We start from the raw sequence: 22475 nt of genomic DNA on the forward strand, positions 1-22475 counted from the left end.
AGCCTCAAGCGATAAGCGACTAGGGCGAGAGCGATTTCGCGACAGGAGAACCCAATGCGACCTTCCGGCCGTGCGCCCGACGAGATGCGTGCCATTGCAATTGAGACCGGTTTCACCAAACATGCCGAGGGATCGGTGCTGATCGGTTTTGGCGATACCAAAGTGCTGGTTACCGCCAGCATCGAAGAACGTGTTCCTCCTTTCCTGCGAGGTAAGGGAAGCGGCTGGGTGACCGGAGAATATTCCATGTTGCCCCGGGCCACTCATACGCGCGGCAGCCGGGAAGCCGCAAAAGGAAAACAGTCCGGACGAACGCAGGAAATTCAGCGCCTTATAGGACGATCTTTACGCTCTGTGACAAATCTTGAAAAGCTTGGCGAACGTCAGATCACCCTCGATTGCGATGTAATTCAAGCCGATGGCGGTACACGCACAGCATCGATTTCCGGGGCATGGGTTGCGCTGCGTCTGGCAGTGAACAAACTGCTGGCCGAAGGTGCAATCAAGGAAGATCCGATCGAAGCCAAAATCGCCGCCATAAGCTGCGGTATTTTCGAAGGTACGCCGGTGCTCGATCTCGATTATGCAGAAGACAGCAATGCTGATGCCGACGCGAATTTCGTTCTGATCGAGGGTGGCCGTATCGCTGAGGTACAGGCAACCGCTGAAGGTGCCACCTATGATGAGGAAGGACTGCTGCGCCTGCTTCGTCTGGCGCAAATTGGCTGTAATCAGATATTTACCGCCCAGGAGGCTGCCACGCAATGACTCGTCAGCTCGGTTCCGGAAAGCTCGTTATTGCCACGCATAATGCAGGCAAACTGAAAGAAATCGCCGCATTGCTCGAGCCTTACGGCCTCGAATGCATTTCGGCGGGCGCTTTGGGTCTGCCGGAACCGGCTGAAACCGGCACAACCTTTGTCGAAAATGCCCTTATTAAAGCACAGGCTGCAGCGGAAGCGTCCGGCCTGCCCGCTCTTGCTGACGACAGCGGTATTTCCGCAGCCGCGCTCGATGGTAAGCCGGGTGTTTATACAGCCGACTGGGCCGAACGACAATGGTTCGAAGGTGAGCCGGGGCGGGACTGGTATATGGCGATGGGCAAAGTGGAAGGCATGCTGGCCGCGCAAGGGCCGGATGTCTCCCGCGATGCCTGGTTTTCATGCGTTCTGGCAATTGCCTGGCCCGATGGAGACCACCTTGTTTATGAAGGGCGCTGCAACGGAAAACTGACATGGCCACCGCGCGGAACCATGGGTTTTGGCTATGACCCGGTTTTCGTTCCGAACGGTCATGACCGGACATTTGCCGAACTGGAGCCCGATGAAAAACGGGCGATGAGCCATCGCTCCGATGCTTTTGCCAAACTTACTGCGGATCAGTTTGGCGCCTGACATCAAGTGCCCAGTTTTGCGGGGTGAGGCGTTGCCCTATGATATTGCCGGCAGGCCAATAGCGGCAAACCAGAAAATCATAGCTTCGCCCCCTCGCCATTCCACAGCCCACCTGCTGCGTTTCGGGCCAGATGATCTGGGTGTAATGCCCGACATCCTGCCACCGGCCTGTACTGGCAATATCCGGAAAAACACCCGGTATAAAATATTGTTTTTCCTTTATAAAATCTCTGACAGCATCGCTTATACGATAGTAACCGATGGTTCCGGCCCACAAGTTTTCTCCGGTTCCGCCGCGCTGGCGTGACGTGCTGTGCCGCATCCGTCCCTCTTTCGCCAGTTGCTCCGCCCATTGCCAGGCTTCATAGGCTAGCTTGTCGCTCCACGAAAGTGGATGCAGACCGAGCCAGTCTCTTTCGCTATTATGCTCTGAAAGAAGCGCCGCGGCGAAATCGCGATTGTCTTGCCGGGCCGGAGCAGGCACCGCATATCCGAAGGAAGCAACCATCAGAAATATTGTGAAAAAACCAGCAATTCGCATCAGAAAAAAATGGCAAGAAACTGTTAAGATTCGTTAAAAAACCGTGGCACGCGCACTCTATATTCACTGGCCTTTCTGCTTAGCTAAATGCCCTTATTGCGACTTTAATTCGCACGTCCGCAATCAGGTTGATACGCAGCTTTGGGAAAACAGTCTGCTGGCTGATATGCGGCATGAAGCTGCATTTGGCGGCGGAGAGGCGTTACACTCGATCTTTTTCGGCGGCGGCACTCCTTCGCTGATGCCCCCTGCCCTTGTGGCTCGTCTTTTACAGGAAGCTGAACAATTATGGGGCTTTACGAGCGATATTGAAGTCACTCTCGAAGCTAACCCCTCTTCGGTGGAAGCAGCCAGTTTTGCCAGTCTGGCCGAAGCCGGCATCAATCGCCTATCGCTCGGCATACAGTCGCTCGACGATAGTGTTTTACGCTTTCTGGGCCGTTTGCATAACGGCCGGGAAGCACTTGCAGCACTGGACATTGCTCAGACGCATTTTCGCCGTGTCAGCTTCGATCTGATTTATGCCAGACCAGAACAAACCATTGAAAAATGGACAGAAGAACTGAAACAAGCGCTGTCTTTCGGGACCGAACATCTTTCCCTCTATCAGCTCACGATCGAGCCTGGCACGCGGTTTGCCACCGATGTCCGGCAGGCAAAATTCGCACCAATGGAAGACGATCCGGCAGCCGACCTGTTTGCTCTGACCCGTGAAATGACGGCAGCAGCAGGGCTCCCCGCCTATGAAATCAGCAACCACGCCAAGCCGGGCGCGGAAAGCCGACATAATCTGACATATTGGCGCTATCAGGACTATTGCGGCATTGGCCCCGGTGCTCATGGCCGGCGTAACGGTCAGGCCACACAGCGCCATCGCAAACCCGAAAACTGGCTCTCCGCTGTGGCCAGAAATGGCCATGGAACGGGCGCAGAGCGTAACCTAACAGGGCCAGAACAGGCTTCAGAAGCGCTTTTAATGGGCTTACGGCTCGCTGAAGGTGTCGACCTGCGAGAGCTGTCTGACCGTTTCGGCATCGCGCAAAGCGATCTTATTGTTCCATCCCGGCAAACCCTTTATCGTGACCTTGGATTTCTCGACACAACGGGAAGCCGTCTTCGCGTGACCGAAAAAGGCATGCCTCTGCTCGATGCCCTGCTGGGAGAACTGGTGCCCGACAAGCTGGTGGCTTCATGACCCGGCACGATCTGCTTGCAGCCTGGCGGAATTACCTTCAGCAATCGCGCCGTCGTTCGCCGCATACGGTGCGCGCTTATTGCTCGGCGGCACAACGTCTGCTCGAACATTTCGATCTCACCGAATGGCCGGCGGTTGCCACTATTCCTCCGGCCAGTCTCCGCACCTTTATGGCGAACAGGCGAAGCGATGGCATCGGCAATGTTTCTGCCGCGCGCGAATTATCCGCCATCAAGGGGTTTATGGCTTTTGCCCGGGAACAGGCCGGGATGGAAAATGCCGCCCCTCCCCGCATTCGCGGGCCGCGCATCAAGAAAGGCCTGCCTCGCCCCGTTACGCCCGACGATGCCAGCAATCTGGCCGATCTGGTGGGGCAGGACGCAAGGGAAGCATGGATCGGCGCAAGGGATCGCGCGGTTCTGCTGATGATGTATGGCGGCGGCATGCGAATTGCGGAGGTTCTGTCGCTTACCGGTGCCGATTATCCGCTTGGTGAAACGCTGAGAGTGACCGGCAAGGGCAATAAGCAGCGCGTGGTCCCTGTTTTGCCTGTCGTGCGGGAAGGCATTGCTGACTATGTCGCAAAATGCCCCTGGAAAATTGACTCCGACGGCCCGCTCTTTCTCGGCGCCAAAGGCGGGCCGCTAAGCGCGGGAATGGTCCGCAAGGCAATGGCTCGGGCGCGGATCGCCCTCGGCCTTCCTGCCACCGCCACACCGCACGCCCTGCGCCATTCCTTTGCCACGCATCTCCTCGGTGCAGGAGTGGATTTGCGCAGTTTACAGGAATTGCTCGGCCATGCTGGCCTCGGTTCGACGCAGATCTATACTAGGGTCGATGCAGCGACATTGCTGGAAACCTATCGCAAAGCCCATCCGCGCGGCAGCGACTAACCCTCTGCCTTTTCTTCTTCACCCATTTCATTGACTTTATCTTTTTTGGGCTTGCTCTTCCTGGCCTCGGGTGGTTAATCCGCAAACAAACCTAAAAGGAAGGATGCCTCTATGCTCAAACTCTACAGCTTCGGCCCCGGAGCTAATTCGCTGAAACCCATGCTTGCACTTTATGAAAAAGGCTCCGAATTCGAACAGGTGCTGCTCAACCCGGCCAAGTTCGAACATCACTCCGACTGGTTCAAGAAGATCAATCCGCGCGGTCAGGTGCCGGCACTGGAAGATCGTGGCAAGATCATCACCGAAAGCACGGTGATCTGCGAATATCTCGAGGATGAGCATCCGACCGATGTGAAACTGCGCCCCGGTAATTCCTATGACACCGCGCAAATGCGTGTGTGGACCAAATGGGTGGATGAATATTTCTGCTGGTGCGTTTCCACGATCGGCTGGCACCGGATGGTCAGCAAGATGGTTCAGGATCTCACCGATGAACAGTTCGAAGCGAAGCTGAAAGATATTCCGGTTTACGAACAGCAGGTTAAATGGCGCCGCGCGCGCGAAGGATTCCCGCAGGATCTGCTCGATGAGGAAATGCGCAAGATCGGCTATTCGGTGCGCCGTCTCGACGATCATCTGGCCGATCATGAATGGCTGGCCGGTGGTGTTTATTCGCTCGCCGATATCTGCAATTTCGCCATCGCCAACGGTATGCAGCATGGCTTTTCGGAACTGGTCAATACCAGCGATACACCTCACCTCGTCCGCTGGATCGAACAGATCAATGAGCGCCCGGCGGTGAAGAAGATGTTCGCCAGCGTACCGCACGAACTACGCAAAGACGACTAAGGGGCCGGATTTTCACGCTCGTTGCGGCGATGCACGCCTGCAACGAGCGTGAAAGAAATATACAGCAGCAGATACCAGGCACCGAATTTTCCGACCGAAACCATATGCCAGTCGGAATCGCGTCGAAATTCTCAACATGACGGCGGAAAGAGGCTCATTACCGGGTGTGGCCAACCAGACTGAGCGCGCGATTGGCCAGCATCATAAAGCCCGTTTCTTCGACAGCAGCGTCCGGATCGTTCCAGCTCATCGCCAGACTATACCATTCGCCATTCTCATCACGCAAAAGCCAGTTAAGGCTCAACACGCCGGTTTCGGACCCGCCCTTATAGCCGGCATAGCGCCATCGTGCCCGTTCCTCATCGGGTAATGAGGAATTGATGCCGAGAATATCGAGCGCAACCGGATCTTCGGTCTCAGCGATTTGTGCCAGCACGCGGATAATATCCGCCGGGGTAGCGAACCATTCCACGGTATCGATCGCTGTTGGCGCCTGCCCGAATATCCGTGCCAGATCGGCCTGACTGGCCTGTGCCGCTGCCTTGCCATCGAGCCGGTCGAGCATAGCCTGTCTGCCGACCGGACCGGCAGCATGATAGGTTTGCGCCGCCATTTCTCCCTGCTGTTTCAGAGCGAAAAATTCTGCCGTATCCATCATGGGCAGGATAGAAGACGGATCGGAATGGCCCGAAAGGCGCACTTCTGCTGCCAGTGCATCGCGCCCCAGCAGACGCACGAGAATATCGGTGGCCGTATTATCGCTGATCGAAATCATCAACGCGGCCAGCGTATGCAATGTGAGGGGCGAGCCCTCGGGCCAGCCGTATAAGGTGCCGCCGGCAAAACTCTTGCCCTCCAGCGGCACCACATCGTCCCACCGGCGTTTTCCCGCAGCGATTTCGCGCGACAAAGCCGCAAGAACATAGAGTTTGAAAGCCGAACCCACCGCAAATGGACGCTCGGCATGATAGGCGAAGAAAGGCTCCGATGAACCGATCTTCGTGAGCAGCATTCCGGCATCGCCATGGAGGGCTGCCAGATCCGCCGCCAGTTTTTCTTTCGTGTCGCCGAGCGGCTTCAGCACACCAATGCGGAAACCCGATACTTTATAGGGCGCCTGCGGCTGTAATTGCAGATCACCCTGCCCTGCACCGCCTTCGAAATGCACCGCCAGCCTGGCATAGCCCGTCGCCGGACCGGTTTCGACAACCTCCATAGAGTTCAGCGCACCATACTGGCTGCTTAGCTGGCGAAAAATCAGGGCAAAACGCTGCGGAGATACCGCCTGAAGAAACTGGTCTGTGAAGACATCCTCATAGGGTTTGTCCCCGTGAAGCGCTGCCACAATATCTTTCAGACGTTGTTCGCTCCGCTCTTCGGCCGACAGTGTGGAAAGATCGGTTTGTGCCTGCGCGCCGACCGGAGCCGACATGCTGATCGCAGCAATCAGAGCCGCCAGAGAGTACCGAAATGACACCAGCCAGCTCCTCCTGCAATATCAGGCGTCGATCAGATCCCTGTCCAGCTCCCCGGCGCGGTTCTGAATGAAGTTAAACCGATGTTCGGGATTGCGACCCATCAGATGATCGACAAGTTCCTTCACTGCGGCGCGCTGTTCGAATTCGGGCGGCAGTGTGATGCGGATCAGGCTGCGGCTGTCGGGATTCATTGTGGTTTCGCGCAATTGCTGCGGGTTCATCTCACCGAGGCCTTTAAAGCGGCCGACATCGACTTTCTTACCCTTGAAAACCGTTTCTTCCAGCGCCTGCCGATGGGCATCGTCACGCGCATAGCGGCTCTCTTTACCCGCTGTCAGGCGATAAAGCGGCGGCTGGGCGAGAAAGAGATGCCCCTTGCGAACGATATCGGGCATTTCCTGAAAGAAAAAGGTCATCAGCAATGTCGCGATATGCGCGCCGTCCACATCGGCATCGGTCATGATGACGACGCGGTCGTAGCGCAGATTTTCCGCATCGCAATCCTTGCGGATACCGCAACCCAGCGCGAGGATCAGATCGGCAATTTCCTGATTGGCGCGGATCTTGTCAGCACTGGCGCTGGCGACATTGAGGATTTTACCGCGGATCGGCAGAATAGCCTGCGTCTTGCGATTGCGCGCCTGTTTGGCACTGCCGCCGGCGCTGTCCCCTTCGACGATAAACAACTCGGTTTCACCGTCACCGTCGCCCGAACAATCGGTAAGCTTGCCTGGCAGGCGCAATTTCTTGGCATTGGTGGCCGTTTTGCGTTTGATTTCACGCTCGGCCTTGCGGCGCAAACGCTCATCCATCCGCTCCATCACCTGACCGAGCAAAGCCTTGCCACGGTCCATATTGCCAGTGAGGAACAGATCGAAATGATCGCGCACAGCATTTTCGACGAGGCGCGCAGCTTCGGGCGAAGTCAGCCGGTCCTTGGTCTGGCTCTGAAATTGCGGATCGCGGATAAAGACCGACAGCATCACTTCACTGCCGACCACCACATCGTCGGCGGTCAGATCCTTGGCCTTTTTCTGGCCGACCAGATCGCCGAAAGAACGCAGAGCCTTGGTCAGCGCGGCCCGGATACCCTGTTCATGCGTGCCACCATCGGGTGTGGGTACGGTGTTGCAATACCAGTCATAAGACCCGTCCGAATAAAGCGGCCAGGCGACGGCCCATTCGACACGGCCCTGATGGCGGCCTTCGTCATCCTCGGGGAAATCCTGACTTCCGGCAAAAGGTTCGCTCGTCACGCATTCGCGCCCGTCGAGCTGCTCCTTCAGATGATCGGCCAGACCGCCGGGAAACTGGAAAGTGGCTTCTGCCGGAACCTGATCGCTGGTGAGGCTTTCCGCGCATTTCCAGCGGATTTCGACACCGGCATAAAGATAGGCCTTGGAACGGGCCAGCCTGAACAGCCGCAACGGCTTGAAATTCTGCTTCCCGAAAATCTCTGCATCGGGTGTGAAAGTGACGCTTGTGCCGCGCCGGTTGGGTGCTGCCCCCACCTTCCCGATCGGGCCGAGCGTCTGCCCCCTGGAAAATTCCTGCGCGTAAAGTTCCTTGTTCCGCGCCACTTCCACCCGTGTGTGAGAGGAAAGCGCGTTGACCACGGACACGCCCACACCATGCAGCCCCCCGCTGGTCGCATAGGCTTTGCCGGAGAATTTGCCGCCCGAATGGAGCGTTGAAAGGATCACTTCCAGTGTCGATTTGCCGGGAAATTTGGGGTGTTCGTCAACCGGAATACCACGGCCATTATCGGTGATGGTCAGGCGATTGCCTTCTTCCAGCGTCACCTCGATACGGTTGGCATAGCCTGCCACCGCTTCGTCCATCGCATTATCGAGCACTTCGGCGGCAAGATGATGCAAAGCACGCTCATCCGTGCCGCCAATATACATGCCGGGCCGCCGGCGAACCGGCTCCAGCCCTTCAAGAACCTCGATGGAGGAACTGTCATAATCCGCGCTGCCATCGGGCAGCTTCTCGAAGAGATCGTCGGCCATAGGAACAGCTATAGAACGCGAAATCCCCGGGACACAAGCTGGCAGCGCGGTTTATCGTCAGTATGGATCGATCAGTTGGTGAAGCGCTCGGGTGCCGGGGCGACCACGGACACTGTGCCATTGCCGATCTGGCGCACTTCCATGGCGCGTTCACCCACACCGTCCCGGCCGAAACGGAATACGCCATCCAGCCCGATAAAACCGTCTCGGGCCATCAGGCGCGATGTCGGGAAAGCCTGACCCGGCTGCCATTCACGCGCGACACGCAAAGTCAGGAGGACCGAATCATAGCCGAGCGTGGCAATGCGGTAAGGCTGCTGGCCAAAACGCGATTCATAGCTGTCGACAAAGCGACGATACCGTGCATCGGGCACGGCGGAGAACCATGCACCGCGCAAGGCTTCGGCGTTAGCGATAGAAGCTTCCCCGCTCCACAATTCCGTACCCAGAATATGCGGCAGCGTGTCTCCGGCCTCTTTCAGCGCACTCGCGCCGATTGCGGAAAGCCGCGCGCCATCGGCAATCAGCACCGTATCGAAGCCACCTTGCGCGGTGAGCTTCTTCGCCGCGCTGATAATCAGGCTGTTACCGCGATCATAGCTTTGCGTAGCGACCATCTGGCCCCCGCGTGCGGCCACGGCTTCTTCCAGCGCTTTGGCGGCGCGGCGGCCATATTCGCCTCTCGGGGTCAGCACCGCGAACCGCTTCGATCCCTGCGACATGGCATAATCCACCGTGCGGGTGACCGATTGCTCTGGAATATGACCCATCACGAAAACGTCGGAAGAGGCAACCGACGCATCGTTGGAAAAGCTGATGAGCGGAATATCGGCAGGAGCTGCCGCAGCCAGCACAGCCGGTACATTATCGGCGAGAAGCGGGCCGAGGATCAGTCTGTTCCCATCGGTAATGGCACGGTCGGCGGCCGATTTGGCGCCTTTGGCAGTGTCATAAGTGGTAATACGCAGATTACCGGCATTGGTATCGAGCAAGGCCATGGTCGTGGCATTGGCAATCGACTGACCGACACCGGCATTATTGCCCGAAAGCGGCACGAGCAGCGCCACGCGATGGCGCGATTCATCCTGCGGCAGCGTGCTTTCACTGGGCTTGGTCTCGGGCACCGGCGTGGTTGCCGGACCGGTATCGCCATGAGGAATGATCTGACAGGCTGCCAGCAATGTGCTCAGCCCCGCAATCGCAAAAAACCGTTTAAAATTGTCGAACATGCTTGCCGCTCCCACCGCAACTGGTTCACAAGGCGCGGCGTGAGCGACGCGCCTGAAAATAATCAACTGAGTCCCGGCCTCTATATTGTAGCCACGCCAATTGGCAATCTTGGCGATATCACCATGCGGGCAGCCGATATTCTGGCACGGTGTGACGCCATCGCCTGCGAAGATACCCGGGTAACTCAGAAACTTATCCGCCATCTAGGCATTACACGTCCACTATGGCGCTATGACGATCATAGCGCGGAAAGCGACCGCGCGCACCTGCTGGAAAAGATGCGCGATCAGGCCATTGCCCTGGTCAGCGATGCAGGCACACCGCTGGTTTCCGATCCGGGCTATCGTCTTGTAAAAGAAGCGCAGGAGGCCGGAATCGCAGTCACCAGCCTTCCCGGCCCGAGCGCGCCGGTGATGGCGCTGACGCTTTCGGGTATGCCCAATGATCGCTTTCTTTTCGCCGGCTTTCTGCCGCCCAAAGAGAAAGCGCGGCGCGATATTCTCATCGAGTTATCCCCAGTTCGTGCAACGCTGGTCTTTTTCGAGACCGCTCCGCGCCTGCTGAAGTCGCTCGACACGATCGGCGATTCCTTGCCCGGCCGTGAAGTGGCCGTGGCGCGGGAACTGACCAAACGGTTCGAGGAATGCCGCCGCGGAACGGCCGAAGAATTGACGGCGTATTATACAGCCCATCCGCCCAAGGGAGAAATCGTGCTGCTGATCGGTCCGCCTTTACAGGACGATAAACCGGACGATACCGATATCGACGCTTTGCTGAGCGAAGCGATGGCAGAGATGAAGACCTCCCAGGCTGCCGGAAGCGTGGCCAAAGCGACAGGGCTCGATCGCAAGATGCTCTACACCCGCGCCATGGAACTGAAAGGCCGGTGACACGTCGCCCTGCCCGCCATGCGCAGGCCGAACGCAGCGGGCGACGCGGAGAGATATGGGCCGCGCTTTATTTGCAATTGCAGGGTTGGCGGATCGTCGGGCGGCGGGTCAGGACACCGCGCGGCGAAATCGATCTGATCGCCCGGCGCGGACACATTGTGAATTTTATCGAGGTAAAATATCGCCGCACCGCCCGACAACGCGATGAAGCGATTGATTTTTACCGGCTGAAACGGGTTGCCGCCGCGGTCGAGGCGATAGCCCATCTTTATTGCCGAAACGGAGAAACTGTCAGGATCGATGTCGTGATGCTTGCGCGATGGCGCTGGCCACGCCACATCACCAATGCCTGGCAGCCATGAAGGATTTTTGAAAATGGGTTTGCGCGTCGCGGTCCAGATGGACCCCATCGAACATGTCAATATCAGCGGCGATTCAAGCTTCGCCCTCATGCTGTCCGCCCAGGATCGCGGGGCACAGCTGTGGCATTACGATGTGCGCACTCTCGCATATGATACGATGGCCGGCGCCGGAGGGCGCATCACAGCCTGGGCTGCCCCCGTTTCGGTGAAGAAGGAAGCGGGCAACCATTTCACCAAGGGCGAATTGCGCAAGATCGATCTTGCCGCAGATATCGATGTGGTCCTGATGCGGCAGGATCCACCCTTCGATCTCGGCTATATCAGCGCCACGCATATTCTGGAGCGGCTGGCAGGTGAAACGCTGGTCGTCAACGATCCGGTAAGTGTTCGCAACGCACCCGAAAAGGTTTTCGTTCTCGATTATGCCCGTTTCATGCCGCCTACACTGATTGCGCGCGAGCTGGAGGATGTCCGCGAATTTCAGCAGAAGCATGGCGCATTGGTGGTAAAACCGCTGCACGGCAATGGCGGCAAGGCGATTTTTCGGGTCGAGGAAAACGGCACCAATCTCTCCGCTCTCACAGAGTTGTTCGGTCAGGTCTGGCCTGAACCTTTCATGGTCCAGCCCTTTTTGCCCGAAGTTTCGGAAGGCGACAAACGGATCGTTCTGATCGACGGTGAGTTTGCCGGGGCGATCAATCGCAAGCCGGGCGAAGGCGAATTCCGTTCCAACCTCGCTCGTGGCGGCTATGCCGAACCTTGCAGCCTGACCCAGCGCGAGGAGGAAATCTGCGCCGCCATGGGACCCGAGCTGAAAAAGCGCGGGCTGGTCTTTGTCGGTATCGATGTGATCGGCGGCCGCTGGCTGACCGAGATCAATGTGACATCGCCCACCGGCATCGTCTCTATCGACGAATTTAACGGCACCGACAGCAGCGCGAAAATCTGGGACGCCATCGACCGGCGTCTGGCGGAAATGGGATAATCGGAAACCTCATACCAGATAAAAATCAGACACTTTCTGCATCGCGCCTGCGAGTGAATAATATCAAAACTTTGAACCCTTTGCAGCGCGAACCGTTGGGGCCGCAATGCAGGATCTGATTATCGATATTATCCGGCAAGGCGGCTATCTCGGCATCCTTGTTCTGATGGCGCTGGAAAATATATTCCCGCCTGTCCCTTCCGAAGTGATTATGGGGATCGGTGGTGTTCTGATCGAGCGGAAAGAAATGCACTTCTGGCCGCTCTTCCTTGCGGGAACCGTCGGCTCCACGCTGGGCAATTATTGCTGGTTCTGGCTGGGCGACAAATGGGGTTATGAACGCCTTGGCCCGTTTATCAATCGCTGGGGCCGCTGGCTCACCGTGGAATGGGAAGATATCGAAAAAGCCAGTCATTATCTGCGTCATCGTGGAGACTGGGTTGTCCTGTTGCTACGCTTTTCCCCTTTCCTGCGTACGATCATATCGCTGCCCGCCGGCCTTGCCCATATGCCGCTCTGGCGCTTCCTGCTGTTCACCTTTCTCGGCACCGGCATCTGGAATGTGCTGCTGATCTATGGCGGCCAGTGGCTGGGCCGTTATTTCGAAAAATCGCAGGATGTGCTGAGCTGGATCGTGATCGGGTTTATCGCCCTGGGGCTGATTTTCTATATCTGGCGCATCATAAGCTGGAAACCGCGCGCCGCCCGCAAGCGCCGATCCGATTGAATGGCTGCGGGGCCGGTTTTTGTCCCTTACGCAGCCGGATAAATCAGATGATCCACCACCGTTTCATTCCATGCCTCCTCATCGCGAATGGCAAGCCGGTCGAGATCACCGGCATCGGCAGCCCTGTCATCGACCCATTCCCGTAAAGCCGGCCCGCCATTAATGACATCGATCGCCAGACGGTCGAACTCATATTCATAGGGAAAATCGCGCCAGATCGGATAGTCGGGATAAAGGCTGCGGATTGCTTTGAAGGTCAGCGCCTGAAGGCGCCACGGCCTGAAAGTTCGATGGTCGTAAAATTGTCCTTCTGCATGGATCATCAGGGCGTTGCACAAGACACCTTGATGTTTGTGGAAGGTCGGGGTGAACCAGCATTCGCGCAAAGCACAGCCTTCCAGCCATTCGGGGGCGAGCCGGTGCATTTCGCCGAGCACTGCTTTCTGGTCGAGATCGGGCGCGCCGAACAGCACTTCGAGCGGGCGCGTAGTACCGCGCCCTTCGGACAGGTTGGTCCCTTCGAGCATGACCGTTCCGGCATAGGCACGGGCCATATTGAGATTGGCCGCATTCGGACTGGGATTGATCCAGATCCGGCTGTCCGGCCAGCCGAAGCCCGACCCTTCCTCAGGATCATAACCTTCTATAGGGATCACCCGATAATCCACATCGAGACCGTAATGCTCGATAAACCAATAGCCCATTTCGCCCATCGTCAGGCCATGGCGCATCGGCATGGGTCCGGCGCCGACGAAGCTTTCCTGCCCCGGAAGAAGGCTCAGCCCTTCAACCGGACGTCCGGCGGGGTTGGGGCGATCCAGCACCCACACGCTCTTTCCGCTTTTAGACGCTTCTTCAAGCAGATAGAGCAATGTGGTGACAAAGGTGTAAATCCGGCAACCGAGATCCTGAAGGTCGAACAGAAAGATATCCGCACTGTCCATCATCGCCGATGCAGGACGGCGTACATCTCCATACAGGCTGTAAATCGGAATATTGTAGATCGGATCGATTTCGTCGGCCGTTTCAACCATATTATCCTGCTTGTCGCCTTTCAGCCCATGCTGCGGGCCGAAAGCGGATGTCAGGGTAATATCCTCACAGGATGCCAGCGCATCGAGCGAATGGATCAGCCCCTCCGTTACAGAGGCTGGATGAGCGATCAGCGAAACGCGCTTGCCAGTCAGCGGCTTACGCAGAGACGGATCGGCGAGCAGACAATCAATTCCGAATTTCATGCCGGTATGGCTGCGCCAAGCGGCAAAGCAAAGCAAGCGGGATCGTGAAAATCGGGCTTTTTCTCCGGATGCGCCAGTGCCCAGTAGGAAATATGGCCGCCCTCCTCCTCCAGCACGACGGAAAGACCGATTTTCTGCGCACCGGCCAGCTCTGATCCGGCCAGCATCACAGTAATAAAGGCATTGTCGTCAACAGCCATGCAATCGATTTCCGGCCATTCGACCGGCTCTACATCGCTTTGCCCTGCCCGATAGCTGTCAAAATGATAAGCAGCCCACTGGCCGGACGGACTAAAATTAAACTCCCGGTAGCTGCCGTCACCATGCCATAAAAACAGCTCGCAACAGGTTGTTTTCCAAAGGTTGTCACGCCTTCCCCTCCCTTTCCCGGAAGGCAGGATGAGCGCATTTGCCCGTTCGATTCGGTAGCGCAGCAGCAGTCTGCCATCGGGAAACAGGCCGCAATCGACACTCACATCGCGCACGCCTGAGGCAGGATGCAGCTCATGAAGCTGAAGATGATGCGTTTTCAACCGAGTCCCTCCATGCTACGCGCGCATTCCCTGAAACAGACGTCTGATAAAACGATAGCACAGCATGACCTATAAATCCGATCTTCTTCGCCTCCTCGATGAACGGGGTTACATTCATCAGCTTACCGATGCCGAAGGGCTCGATACGCTGGCGAGCAGGCAGATCGTTCCGGGTTATATCGGCTTCGACCCTACGGCGCCCTCGCTGCATGTCGGCTCGATGGTGCAGATCATGCTGTTGCGTCGTTTGCAGCAGGCCGGGCACAAGCCCATCGTGGTGATGGGTGGCGGCACCGGCAAGATCGGCGATCCCAGCTTCAAGGACGAAGCGCGCAAGCTCATGACCAATGAGATGATCGCCGAAAATGTCGCTTCGATCCGCAAGGTTTTCGAACGCTTTCTGACTTTTGGCGACGGACCGAGCGATGCGATCATGGTCGATAATGCCGACTGGCTCGACAATCTCGAATATATCCCGTTCCTGCGCGAAGTGGGTCAGCATTTTTCGGTAAACCGGATGCTGAGCTTCGAATCCGTGAAGCAGCGTCTGGGCCGTGAACAGTCGCTGTCCTTTCTCGAATTCAACTATATGATCCTTCAGGCCTACGACTTTCGCGAGCTAGGTCTGCGCCATGGCTGCCGCCTGCAAATGGGCGGTTCGGACCAGTGGGGCAATATTGTCAACGGGATCGAACTCGCCCGCCGGATGGATGGAGTCGAACTCTACGGCGTCACCACGCCGCTGCTCACCACGGCCGATGGCGGCAAGATGGGCAAGACTGCCAAGGGCGCGGTGTGGCTGAATGAAGATCAGCTTCCGGCGTATGATTTCTGGCAATATTGGCGCAATAGCGACGACCGCGATGTGGGCCGTTTCCTGCGCCTCTTCACCGATTTGCCACTTGATGAAATCGCCCGGCTGGAAGCGCTTGAAGGCAGCGCGATCAACGATGCCAAAGTGGTTCTCGCCAATGAAGTCACCGCACTTGTCCGCGGGCGCGAAGCGGCGGAACTGGCCGAAAAAACGGCCACTGCTACCTTCGCGGGCGGCGGTCTGGGTGACGATCTGCCGGTGCTCGCCGTGTCTTCCGAAGGTGTTCGCCTCGGCGCTGCCTGCACGGCCATCGGCTTCACCGCATCCAATGGCGAAGCCAAGCGCAAGATTGCCGAAGGCGCGGTCCGGCTGGACGATGAAGTGCAGAGCGACCCCGGGATGCTGATTACGATCACGTCCGGCGCGGAACGCAAGCTCAGTCTGGGCAAGAAAAAGCACGGAATCCTGCGCGCGGAATAATATCTTTGGAAAGTGTTAACCTTTTCTCCAGCTTTCACTGCCAAACGGACACGTTGTTGAATGGAAAGTTGGAGAAAGGGCACATGCCGTATCGTGCGCAATTGTCAGTGCCGGACCTCAGGCGATCTGCGCGCCACCCTGTCGATTCCGAGGTGATGGCCGAGCATTTTGAACAAGGCGAGATGACATTGCATCTGGCCAATGTCTCGACGAACGGTTTCATGATCGATCGTTCGCCCGGCTTTTCGCGCGGGGAACGGCTGATTATCCGTCTGCCCGAAGTGGGCCGGATCGAAGGCTATTGCATGTGGACCACCGGTGATCGCGCCGGTTTCCAGTTCGAACGGATTATCCGTCCCGACCAGTTCGAAAAAATGATCGTGGCGCTCCAGCCCAATCGGCGATTGTTGCGCAAAGGCGGATAATACCTCCACAGCAAAAATCTTTGTTCGCTGCCAAGCTGTATTAACTTGGCAAGCCGGAGCCGCTTTGCCATTGCGCGGATGTGACAGAACCAACCTCTCCGCTGCATATACGCGATTACCGCTTTTTCTGGCTGGCCCGTCTGGTGGCCATCTCCGCCACAGTCTCCATGGTCGTACTGATAGGCTATCAGGCCTATGATATTGCGCGTGACGATTACGGCATGGCCCGGAGCGAGGCAGCTTTCATTCTCGGATTGCTGGGTGTCGCCCAATTCATCCCGCTGATGTTGTTTACGCCCGTGGCCGGCTGGGCTGCCGACCGGTTCGACCGCCGCCGCGTAGCCGCAGGAGCCAATCTGGTCGATAGCGGTATCGCCGCCCTCCTCGCTTTTCTCACCTGGAACAATGCGGTCGACCTGCCGATCATTTTCGCACTGGCAGCAGCCCATGGTGCAGCGCGCATTTTCCTCGGCCCGGCACAAAGCGCTATCGCTCCCAATATCGTACCGCCCAAATTGCTTCCCAAGGCGATTGCGCTGGGCTCTATCGCCTTCACTATCGGCACGGTTTGCGGCCCGGCAGCCGGCGGGTTTCTGTATGATTACGATCCGGCTTTGCCCTACATCGTATCCTCTGTCCTGATCCTGTGTTCGGCAATCCTTATGTCGCTTATCAGGCCGATCCGCGCCAGGCAGAGCGAAAAGCGTGTGCATCCCATCCGGCAGATGATCGATGGCGGCAAATTCGTCTGGAACGATCGTTTTCTGCTCGGCTGTATTTCACTCGATCTGTTTGCCGTTTTACTGGGTGGAGCGACAGCGATGCTGCCGGTTTTCGCCCGCGATATTCTGGAAGTCGGCCCGCAGGGACTCGGCCTGATGCGCGGTGCTCCGGCGGCCGGTGCAGGGCTCGTCGCGCTGCTTTTCTCGTTCCGGCCGATCGAAACCAATGTCGGCACGAAAATGCTCTGGGGGGTGGCCTTTTTCGGCATTGCGACGGTCGGATTCGGCCTGTCGCGCGACCTGATGCTCTCGCTCTTTTTCCTCGCCCTGCTGGGCGCGGCAGATATGGTTTCGGTCTTTATCCGTAATTCGCTCGTCCAGCTCAATACACCGGATGAAATGCGCGGCCGGGTCTCCTCCATCTCCGGTCTCGCCATATCGGCCTCCAACGAATTGGGAGAAATGCAATCCGGCCTGGCTGCTGCACTGATTGGCGCAGTGGGGGCGGTTGTGCTCGGCGGAGCAGGCGCCATATTCGTTACAGCACTCTGGGCGTGGATCTTCCCCGAACTTCGTCGGGCCAAGACATTCGCGCCACAATATAGACACGAAGGGAAGGAACCCCGGCATGAAGGCTGACAATGTTCTGGCAACGATTGGCAATACACCGCATATTCGCCTCTCCCGCCTGTTTCCCGATCACGAAGTCTGGGTAAAATCCGAAAGGGCCAATCCCGGCGGCTCGATCAAGGATCGTATCGCGCTGGCTATGGTAGAAGCTGCCGAAGAGTCCGGCAAGCTGAAGCCCGGTGGCCAGATTATCGAGCCAACCAGCGGCAATACCGGGGTCGGCCTTGCCATGGTGGCGGCGGTCAAAGGTTATAAGCTGACGCTGGTGATGCCCGAAAGCATGTCGCTCGAAAGGCGGCGGCTGATGCTGGCTTATGGTGCGAATTTCGATCTGACGCCCAAAGAAAAAGGTATGAAAGGTGCCATCGAGCGCGCTCGCGAACTGGTTGAGCAGACGCCCGGTGCCTGGATGCCGCAGCAATTCGACAACCCGGCCAATGTCGCCATTCACAGCCGCACCACGGCACAGGAAATTCTCACTGATTTTGCCGACAGCCCCATCGATGTGCTGATTACAGGCGTTGGCACTGGCGGCCATCTCACTGGCTGTGCCGAAACGCTGAAAGCCGAATGGCCGGGCATGAAGGCCTTTGCCGTGGAACCGGGATTATCCCCGGTCATCTCCGGCGGTCAGCCCGGCCCTCATCCAATTCAAGGCATCGGTGCCGGCTTTATCCCGGAAAACCTTCATACAAAGGTCATTGACGGCGCCATTCAGGTTGATGGAGACGAAGCCAAGGCCATGGCCTTGCGCTGTGCCCGTGAGGAAGGACTGCTCGTCGGTATCAGTTCGGGCGCCACGCTGGCTGCCATTGCGAAGAAACTGCCCGAACTCGATGCAGGATCGCGAGTGCTCGGTTTCAATTACGATACAGGCGAACGCTATCTCTCAGTGCCGGACTTCCTGCCCAATGAGTGATTTCCGCGAGATTCCTTATAAAGACGGGGATGTTGCGCTGACCGGTCTTCTGGCTCTGCCCGAAGACCGCCCGCGCGCCGCCATTCTCGTTTATCCGACGATTATGAACCCCACAGAGGCGGTGCTGAACAAGGCACGGGAACTGGCCAAATCCGGCTATCTCGCTTTTGTTGCCGATTTCTACGGCTCAAAGCCTGAAAGCATGGATGAAGCCCGCGAGCTGGCGGGCGGCGTTCGCGAAACGCCGGGATCGTATCGCCAGCGTTTACGGGCGGCGATACGCGCGCTGGTTGGAATAGAGCAGGTCGGCAACGATCTGCCAATTGCCGCTATCGGTTTCTGCATGGGCGGGCAGGCTGCGCTCGAAGTGGCCCGCGAAGGCGCACCCCTGTCAGCCGTGGTCAGTTTCCATGGCCTGCTCAATACCGAACAGCCTGCCGAACCAGGGACTATCGCAACCCGCATTCTGGTTTGCCATGGCGATAAAGACCCGATGGTCCCGCGAAGTCAGGTCATGAGCTTCTGGGAAGAAATGGACCGCGCCGGAGCGAACTGGCATTTCCACTCCTATTCGGGTGTGAAACACGGATTCACCAATCCTGACGGACCGGCTGACAATCCGGCACTGGGTTATGACGCCAGCGCCGACCGGCAAAGCTGGGCAGCCATGCACGCTCTGTTCGACGAAGTCTTCGAGCTGAACTGAGGCAAGGAGAGACGGCGAAACATTTTCGCCGTCTCCTGATCTTCTTTACACTGTAATTTCAAAGGCTTCCGCCGGAAGTGCCATCAGTGTTTCAGCCCCGGCCTGCACCTGACGTTTGAGCATGGGAACCTCGGCCAGTCCGCGTCGGGCATAATGATGCGCGACAGCCAGTTTGGCTTCATAGAAAGCCTGATCGCCTTCCCCGGCAGCCAGCTTTGCCTGTGCCACGGACGCAATTCGCAACCACATCAAGCCGATTGAAACAATGCCCACCAGTTGCATGAAGGCAAAGGACCCGGCGCCGAGATTATTCGGATCGGCGCCCGCATTCTTTACCAGCCATTGGGCACTGTCCCGCAAATCCTGCACCGCTTCGCTCAAAGGTTCTGTGATAAAACCAAGCGAAGCATCGGCCGCATCGCATTCCCTTTCGATAAGGGTGAAGTAAGTTTCCGCTACCTGACCGCCATCCCTGGCCAGCTTGCGCCCGGCCAGATCCATAGCCTGCACCCCATTGGCACCTTCATAGATCATTGCCACACGCGCATCGCGCACGCATTGTTCGAGCCCCCATTCGGTCACATAGCCATGGCCGCCAAGCACCTGCTGCATATTCACGGCAGTATAAAAGCCGCGATCCGTTCCGAAACCTTTCAGCACCGGTGTCAGGAAACTGACCAGAGCATCGGCCGTATTGCGCTCTTCTTCTGTTTCCGCACCATGGGCGAGATCGAGCTGCAAGGCACACCAGAGGGTCAAGGCGCGAAAGCCCTCGATGAAGCCACGCGCGTCCATCAGCATCCGTCGGACATCGGCATGGACGATAATCGGATCAGCGGCTTCCGAGGGATCGGGCCGTTCACCCGATGCACGGCCCTGACGGCGATCCAGCGCATAGGTCGCAGCATTCTGATAAGCCAGTGAAGCCTGCCCCAGCCCCTGATTGCCGCAGCTCAACCGTGCCGCATTCATCATGATAAACATGGCGGCAAGGCCCTTGTTTTCTTCGCCGACAATCCAGCCTTTCGCTTCGTCGAAATTCATGACGCAGGTGGCGCTGCCATGAAGGCCCATTTTTTCTTCGATCGATCCGCAAGTGACCGGATTGCGTTCACCCAGCGATCCGTCTTCTTTCACGAGAAATTTGGGTACGATAAACAGCGAAATTCCGCGTGAACCCTCCGGTGCATCGGGGGTTTTGGCGAGCACCAGATGGACGATATTCTCGGTCAGGTCCTGTTCGCCGCCGGAAATGAAAATCTTGGTCCCGGTGATTGAATAAGAGCCGTCATCCTGCGGTACGGCTCGCGTCCGGATCAGCCCAAGATCTGTGCCGCAATGCGGTTCGGTCAGCGCCATCGTGCCCAGCCATTCGCCCGCAACAAGGCGCGGCAGATATGTCGCCTTCTGTTCCTCTGTTCCCTTTTCGAGAATGGCCGAAACCGCGCCATGCGTCAGGCCGGGGAACATATGGAAGCCGTGGCAGGCAGAGTTGAGATATTCCTCGAACACTGTGGCAAGAATATGCGGCATGCCCTGCCCGCCATATTCTTCAGGCAATGCCAGCGTGCCCCAACCCGCCTCGCAATATTGAGCATAGGCTTCACGAAAACCCGTCGGTGTCGTGACCCGTCCATCCTCATGCCAGGTGCACCCTTCCTTGTCGGCAACCGGATTGAGCGGGGCAATAACCTCCGCACAGAATTTCCCCGCTTCATCAATAATCGTATCGATCAGATCATTATCGACGGCAGAGAAAACCGGCAGATTACTATATTCGTCAAGTCTCAGAAGATCCTGAAGAATAAAACGGGTATCACGGGTGGGAGGGGTATATGATGGCATTGTGATCCTCTTATTGCTTTTTTCGGACCCGTTCTATTCTTCTGCCGGATGTAAGCCGTTTTTATCGAGTGAACGATAGAAACAACTTACTGCGCCAGTATGGCAGGTCGGGCCCTTAGGAAGCGCTTTCAGCACAATTGCATCCTGGTCGCAATCGACCAGAATGTCCTCCACTTCCAGAACATGCCCGGAACTTTCACCCTTCTTCCACAAACGCCCGCGGCTGCGCGAATGGAAATGCGCCACACCGGTTTCGCGTGTTTTGTCGAGCGCTTCCCTATCCATGAAAGCAACCATCAGAATTTGTTTGGTTTGTGCGTGCTGAACCACAGCACTTAACAAACCGGCAGCATCGAATTTCGGCATGAAGGCCGAACCCTGCTCACGTTCGGCTGCACTGTTCTGGGAATCGGAAATTGTTTCATCCTTTCGTTAAATTTCACCAGCCCTATTTCCGCAGGGCCGGTTGTTGCACGATAACCACAGATTGCGGGCAAAATCCAACATCTCTCATTACAAGGCTTTCTATGCGAGGCTTTCGATGGAATGAATAGGTCGTGGCTCTGGGGAGGGCCGCGTAAACCAGACCAAGGTGCTAAAGCATGCGCGCCAAGGTTATAGGGGGGTAAGAAAGCTGTCTCCACAGAGAGATGGCTTAATAACATGAGGGTTGGGCCGTGTTGCTGGGGGGTAACACTTAAGGTCGCAAGACCGGCCTGGATATCGTCACGCGAACGCCCGGAGCCTCGCTCCGGGCGTTTTGCATTGAAACAGCATGTTTCGTTCATTCGGCATCCTGCTCAATAATCGAGAGCTTCGTCCAGAACTCTTGCAAAACAGGCAATACGGACCTTTTTCGCCCCCGCGCGCTTGAGCGCCGATACGCAAGCGGCAGTGGTCGCGCCGCTGGTCATCACATCATCCACCAGAATAATCTGCATATCGCGCAATACCGCTTGTCGCCGGGGATTGGTGCGAATCGCTCCGGTGAGTGCCCTTGCCCGTGCCTTTTTGCCCAGACCGCCCAGAACGGGCGTTCGCCTGTGCCGCTCCAGAGCATCGACACATAGCGGCCAGTGACGTGTTCTGGCTATAAAGCGAGCCAGCAGGGCAGACTGGTTGAAACCGCGCCGCCACAAACGCCAGCGATGGAGAGGCACAGGGACCAGCAGCCATTCGCCCTCCAGTGGCGGCAGCCGTGCGTTTATCAGACGCGCCAGCATATCGGCCAGCGCAATCCGGCGGCCGTGCTTATAAGCCAGGATCAGGCGACGCGACGCGTCATTATAGAGCGTCGCTGCCGTAATTCCGTCATGCCGGGGCGAATTGGCCATACAGACTGCACACAGGCCTTCCTTCAACCCGTTTTCGGGCGGGAACGGGCGCTGACAAGCCGTGCAGGCCGGTTCGCCGGGAATGACCAGTTCCGACCAGCACGGTCCGCACAAGCCATCCTGAGCCGCCATGCTTTCGCCGCATAAGGGGCAGCGCGGCGGATAGATAAGATTCACTATAGGAGACAGGGCTTGCGCGATCATAGAAGCAGGCTGCAAGCGGACTGGGCAAGCGGCAAGCGCCTTGTGCCGACCCATTGCGTAATGGGACAG

23 protein-coding genes are annotated in these 22475 nt (G+C 57.4%); 14 read left to right on the plus strand and 9 right to left on the minus strand.

Annotated features, from left to right (window positions below; genetic code table 11):
- Positions 1-54 precede the first annotated feature (54 nt).
- Together rph and rdgB are read left to right on the plus strand one after the other, a co-directional pair.
- Complete coding sequence (rph, locus tag D6851_RS03215) at positions 55-768, plus strand: ribonuclease PH (protein ID WP_120323390.1); 714 nt, start codon at positions 55-57, stop codon at positions 766-768.
- Positions 765-1394, plus strand: coding sequence for an RdgB/HAM1 family non-canonical purine NTP pyrophosphatase (rdgB, locus tag D6851_RS03220; protein ID WP_120323391.1), 630 nt, complete (start codon positions 765-767; stop codon positions 1392-1394). Before rph ends, rdgB begins: the two co-directional genes overlap by 4 nt.
- Here the strand turns inward: rdgB and D6851_RS03225 are convergent.
- Positions 1369-1902 carry a CAP domain-containing protein gene (locus D6851_RS03225; RefSeq protein ID WP_183029959.1) on the minus strand — a complete coding sequence of 178 codons (534 nt, stop codon included), beginning with the start codon at positions 1900-1902 and terminating at the stop codon, positions 1369-1371. The genes rdgB and D6851_RS03225 overlap by 26 nt on opposite strands.
- Before the next feature lie 76 nt (positions 1903-1978).
- Between D6851_RS03225 and hemW the strand changes: the two genes are divergently transcribed.
- From hemW to D6851_RS03240, 3 genes are all read left to right on the plus strand, one after another.
- On the plus strand, positions 1979-3130 hold the full coding sequence (gene hemW / locus D6851_RS03230) for a radical SAM family heme chaperone HemW (protein ID WP_120323393.1): 1152 nt from the start codon (positions 1979-1981) through the stop codon (positions 3128-3130).
- Positions 3127-4023, plus strand: coding sequence for a tyrosine recombinase XerC (locus D6851_RS03235; protein ID WP_120323394.1), 897 nt, complete (start codon positions 3127-3129; stop codon positions 4021-4023). The genes hemW and D6851_RS03235 overlap by 4 nt, the downstream gene beginning before the upstream one ends.
- A gap of 111 nt (positions 4024-4134) precedes the next feature.
- Positions 4135-4872 (plus strand): glutathione S-transferase family protein, encoded by a 738-nt coding sequence (locus D6851_RS03240; protein WP_120323395.1) that lies wholly within the window; start codon positions 4135-4137, stop codon positions 4870-4872.
- A 157-nt stretch (positions 4873-5029) separates the two neighbouring features.
- Here D6851_RS03240 and D6851_RS03245 read toward each other — a convergent pair whose 3' ends face one another.
- From D6851_RS03245 to D6851_RS03255, 3 genes are all read right to left on the minus strand, one after another.
- On the minus strand, positions 5030-6349 hold the full coding sequence (locus D6851_RS03245) for a serine hydrolase (RefSeq protein WP_147395419.1): 1320 nt from the start codon (positions 6347-6349) through the stop codon (positions 5030-5032).
- 21 nt (positions 6350-6370) lie between these two features.
- On the minus strand, positions 6371-8362 hold the full coding sequence (gene parE / locus D6851_RS03250) for a DNA topoisomerase IV subunit B (RefSeq protein ID WP_120323397.1): 1992 nt from the start codon (positions 8360-8362) through the stop codon (positions 6371-6373).
- 71 nt (positions 8363-8433) lie between these two features.
- The gene (locus D6851_RS03255) at positions 8434-9591 is read right to left on the minus strand and encodes a penicillin-binding protein activator (protein WP_120323398.1); all 1158 of its coding nucleotides are present in this window, start codon (positions 9589-9591) and stop codon (positions 8434-8436) included.
- A 39-nt stretch (positions 9592-9630) separates the two neighbouring features.
- Between D6851_RS03255 and rsmI the strand changes: the two genes are divergently transcribed.
- From rsmI to D6851_RS03275, 4 genes are all read left to right on the plus strand, one after another.
- Positions 9631-10482 (plus strand): 16S rRNA (cytidine(1402)-2'-O)-methyltransferase, encoded by an 852-nt coding sequence (gene rsmI, locus D6851_RS03260; protein WP_238473914.1) that lies wholly within the window; start codon positions 9631-9633, stop codon positions 10480-10482.
- Positions 10479-10844 carry a YraN family protein gene (locus D6851_RS03265; protein WP_120323400.1) on the plus strand — a complete coding sequence of 122 codons (366 nt, stop codon included), beginning with the start codon at positions 10479-10481 and terminating at the stop codon, positions 10842-10844. The genes rsmI and D6851_RS03265 overlap by 4 nt, the downstream gene beginning before the upstream one ends.
- Positions 10845-10857: 13 nt before the next feature.
- Positions 10858-11829, plus strand: a complete 972-nt coding sequence (gene gshB, locus D6851_RS03270; RefSeq protein WP_120323516.1) for a glutathione synthase — start codon at positions 10858-10860, stop codon at positions 11827-11829.
- 106 nt (positions 11830-11935) lie between these two features.
- Positions 11936-12556, plus strand: coding sequence for a DedA family protein (locus tag D6851_RS03275; RefSeq protein WP_120323401.1), 621 nt, complete (start codon positions 11936-11938; stop codon positions 12554-12556).
- A 26-nt stretch (positions 12557-12582) separates the two neighbouring features.
- On the opposite strand, the gene D6851_RS03280 is transcribed toward D6851_RS03275, so the two are convergent.
- The gene (locus D6851_RS03280; RefSeq protein ID WP_120323402.1) at positions 12583-13794 is read right to left on the minus strand and encodes an exo-beta-N-acetylmuramidase NamZ family protein; all 1212 of its coding nucleotides are present in this window, start codon (positions 13792-13794) and stop codon (positions 12583-12585) included.
- A complete protein-coding gene (locus D6851_RS03285) occupies positions 13791-14327 on the minus strand; it encodes a DOMON-like domain-containing protein (RefSeq protein ID WP_120323403.1) in 537 nt (178 codons plus the stop codon). The genes D6851_RS03280 and D6851_RS03285 overlap by 4 nt, the downstream gene beginning before the upstream one ends.
- A 64-nt stretch (positions 14328-14391) precedes the next feature.
- Here D6851_RS03285 and tyrS point away from each other — a divergent pair, with 64 nt between their 5' ends.
- The 5 genes from tyrS to D6851_RS03310 all read left to right on the plus strand — a co-directional run bounded on the left by tyrS (position 14392) and on the right by D6851_RS03310 (position 19023).
- The gene (tyrS, locus tag D6851_RS03290; protein ID WP_120323404.1) at positions 14392-15621 is read left to right on the plus strand and encodes a tyrosine--tRNA ligase; all 1230 of its coding nucleotides are present in this window, start codon (positions 14392-14394) and stop codon (positions 15619-15621) included.
- An 83-nt stretch (positions 15622-15704) separates the two neighbouring features.
- The gene (locus tag D6851_RS03295) at positions 15705-16046 is read left to right on the plus strand and encodes a PilZ domain-containing protein (protein ID WP_120323405.1); all 342 of its coding nucleotides are present in this window, start codon (positions 15705-15707) and stop codon (positions 16044-16046) included.
- A gap of 80 nt (positions 16047-16126) precedes the next feature.
- The gene (locus D6851_RS03300) at positions 16127-17407 is read left to right on the plus strand and encodes an MFS transporter (protein ID WP_120323406.1); all 1281 of its coding nucleotides are present in this window, start codon (positions 16127-16129) and stop codon (positions 17405-17407) included.
- Positions 17397-18317, plus strand: a complete 921-nt coding sequence (cysK, locus tag D6851_RS03305; protein ID WP_120323407.1) for a cysteine synthase A — start codon at positions 17397-17399, stop codon at positions 18315-18317. The genes D6851_RS03300 and cysK overlap by 11 nt, the downstream gene beginning before the upstream one ends.
- Entirely contained in the window at positions 18310-19023 is a 714-nt protein-coding gene (locus D6851_RS03310; RefSeq protein WP_120323408.1) for a dienelactone hydrolase family protein, read from the plus strand. The genes cysK and D6851_RS03310 overlap by 8 nt, the downstream gene beginning before the upstream one ends.
- Before the next feature lie 45 nt (positions 19024-19068).
- On the opposite strand, the gene D6851_RS03315 is transcribed toward D6851_RS03310, so the two are convergent.
- The 3 genes from D6851_RS03315 to D6851_RS03325 form a co-directional block, all read right to left on the minus strand.
- The gene (locus D6851_RS03315) at positions 19069-20868 is read right to left on the minus strand and encodes an acyl-CoA dehydrogenase C-terminal domain-containing protein (protein WP_120323409.1); all 1800 of its coding nucleotides are present in this window, start codon (positions 20866-20868) and stop codon (positions 19069-19071) included.
- Between the two features lie 33 nt (positions 20869-20901).
- Positions 20902-21285 carry a phosphoribosyl-AMP cyclohydrolase gene (gene hisI / locus D6851_RS03320; protein WP_120323410.1) on the minus strand — a complete coding sequence of 128 codons (384 nt, stop codon included), beginning with the start codon at positions 21283-21285 and terminating at the stop codon, positions 20902-20904.
- Between the two features lie 383 nt (positions 21286-21668).
- The gene (locus D6851_RS03325; RefSeq protein ID WP_420797085.1) at positions 21669-22460 is read right to left on the minus strand and encodes a double zinc ribbon domain-containing protein; all 792 of its coding nucleotides are present in this window, start codon (positions 22458-22460) and stop codon (positions 21669-21671) included.
- Positions 22461-22475 lie beyond the last annotated feature (15 nt).

The organism is Altericroceibacterium spongiae (assembly GCF_003610805.1).
GTDB classification, from domain to species: domain Bacteria; phylum Pseudomonadota; class Alphaproteobacteria; order Sphingomonadales; family Sphingomonadaceae; genus Altericroceibacterium; species Altericroceibacterium spongiae.